Origin of the sequence: Pseudomonas sp. MSSRFD41, assembly GCF_014230245.1 — a bacterium.
GTDB lineage: Bacteria > Pseudomonadota > Gammaproteobacteria > Pseudomonadales > Pseudomonadaceae > Aquipseudomonas > Aquipseudomonas piscis.
In genome coordinates this window covers 105,001-107,477 of sequence record NZ_JACKZK010000021.1, presented here as the reverse complement: position 1 = coordinate 107,477, position 2,477 = coordinate 105,001, and the positions used below count along the sequence as shown (strand labels likewise).

The 2,477-nt window shown below is 52.0% G+C and carries 2 rRNA genes (1 of these 2 running past the window's edge); both read right to left on the bottom strand.

From position 1 onward, the window contains the following. Positions 1-47: 47 nt before the first annotated feature. Positions 48-163, bottom strand: a 5S ribosomal RNA gene (gene rrf / locus H7A76_RS25355). A gap of 140 nt (positions 164-303) precedes the next feature. After that, a 23S ribosomal RNA gene (locus tag H7A76_RS25350) occupies positions 304-2,477 on the bottom strand (it continues 718 nt past the right edge of the window).

Genomic DNA, 2,477 nt, shown 5'->3' with positions numbered 1-2,477 from the left:
AAAGACAAAACCCCAACTGCTTTCGCAATTGGGGTTTCGGAATTTAATCTTGACGATGACCTACTCTCACATGGGGAAACCCCACACTACCATCGGCGATGCATCGTTTCACTTCTGAGTTCGGGATGGGATCAGGTGGTTCCAATGCTCTATGGTCGTCAAGAAATTCTGTAGCTGAGCCGTTGTTTGGGCAACGTTCCAGCGAATGGGCATGCAATAGGTTCGTGTGTCAAACTTTCGGTTGGTCATCTTCACACACCGCAATCTGGTCTCTGTCGAGTTCGCAAATTGCTTGGGTGTTATATGGTCAAGCCTCACGGGCAATTAGTATTGGTTAGCTCAACGCCTCACAGCGCTTACACACCCAACCTATCAACGTCGTAGTCTTCGACGGCCCTTTAGGGGATTCAAGATCCCAGTGAGATCTCATCTTGAGGCGAGTTTCCCGCTTAGATGCTTTCAGCGGTTATCTCTTCCGAACATAGCTACCCGGCAATGCCACTGGCGTGACAACCGGAACACCAGAGGTTCGTCCACTCCGGTCCTCTCGTACTAGGAGCAGCCCCTCTCAAATCTCAAACGTCCACGGCAGATAGGGACCGAACTGTCTCACGACGTTCTAAACCCAGCTCGCGTACCACTTTAAATGGCGAACAGCCATACCCTTGGGACCGGCTTCAGCCCCAGGATGTGATGAGCCGACATCGAGGTGCCAAACACCGCCGTCGATATGAACTCTTGGGCGGTATCAGCCTGTTATCCCCGGAGTACCTTTTATCCGTTGAGCGATGGCCCTTCCATACAGAACCACCGGATCACTAAGACCTACTTTCGTACCTGCTCGACGTGTTTGTCTCGCAGTCAAGCGCGCTTTTGCCTTTATACTCTGCGACCGATTTCCGACCGGTCTGAGCGCACCTTCGTACTCCTCCGTTACTCTTTAGGAGGAGACCGCCCCAGTCAAACTACCCACCATACACTGTCCTCGATCCGGATAACGGACCTGAGTTAGAACCTCAAGGTTGCCAGGGTGGTATTTCAAGGATGGCTCCATGAGAACTGGCGTCCCCACTTCAAAGCCTCCCACCTATCCTACACAAGCAAGCTCAAAGTCCAGTGCAAAGCTATAGTAAAGGTTCACGGGGTCTTTCCGTCTAGCCGCGGATACACTGCATCTTCACAGCGATTTCAATTTCACTGAGTCTCGGGTGGAGACAGCGCCGCCATCGTTACGCCATTCGTGCAGGTCGGAACTTACCCGACAAGGAATTTCGCTACCTTAGGACCGTTATAGTTACGGCCGCCGTTTACCGGGGCTTCGATCAAGAGCTTCGCTTGCGCTAACCCCATCAATTAACCTTCCGGCACCGGGCAGGCGTCACACCCTATACGTCCACTTTCGTGTTTGCAGAGTGCTGTGTTTTTAATAAACAGTCGCAGCGGCCTGGTATCTTCGACCGGCATGGGCTTACGGAGCAAGTCCTTCACCCTCACCGGCGCACCTTCTCCCGAAGTTACGGTGCCATTTTGCCTAGTTCCTTCACCCGAGTTCTCTCAAGCGCCTTGGTATTCTCTACCTAACCACCTGTGTCGGTTTGGGGTACGGTTCCTGGTTATCTGAAGCTTAGAAGCTTTTCTTGGAAGCATGGCATCAACCACTTCGTCACCTAAAAGGTAACTCGTCATCAGCTCTCGGCCTTGAAATCCCGGATTTTCCTAAGATCTCAGCCTACCACCTTAAACTTGGACAACCAACGCCAAGCTGGCCTAGCCTTCTCCGTCCCTCCATCGCAATAACCAGAAGTACAGGAATATTAACCTGTTTTCCATCGACTACGCTTTTCAGCCTCGCCTTAGGGACCGACTAACCCTGCGTCGATTAACGTTGCGCAGGAAACCTTGGTCTTTCGGCGTGCGAGTTTTTCACTCGCATTGTCGTTACTCATGTCAGCATTCGCACTTCTGATACCTCCAGCAAGCTTCTCAACTCACCTTCACAGGCTTACAGAACGCTCCTCTACCGCATCACTTACGTGATACCCGTAGCTTCGGTGTATGGTTTGAGCCCCGTTACATCTTCCGCGCAGGCCGACTCGACTAGTGAGCTATTACGCTTTCTTTAAAGGATGGCTGCTTCTAAGCCAACCTCCTAGCTGTCTAAGCCTTCCCACATCGTTTCCCACTTAACCATAACTTTGGGACCTTAGCTGACGGTCTGGGTTGTTTCCCTTTTCACGACGGACGTTAGCACCCGCCGTGTGTCTCCCATGCTCGGCACTTCTAGGTATTCGGAGTTTGCATCGGTTTGGTAAGTCGGGATGACCCCCTAGCCGAAACAGTGCTCTACCCCCTAGAGTGATACATGAGGCGCTACCTAAATAGCTTTCGAGGAGAACCAGCTATCTCCGAGCTTGATTAGCCTTTCACTCCGATCCACAGGTCATCCGCTAACTTTTCAACGGTAGTCGGTTCGGTCC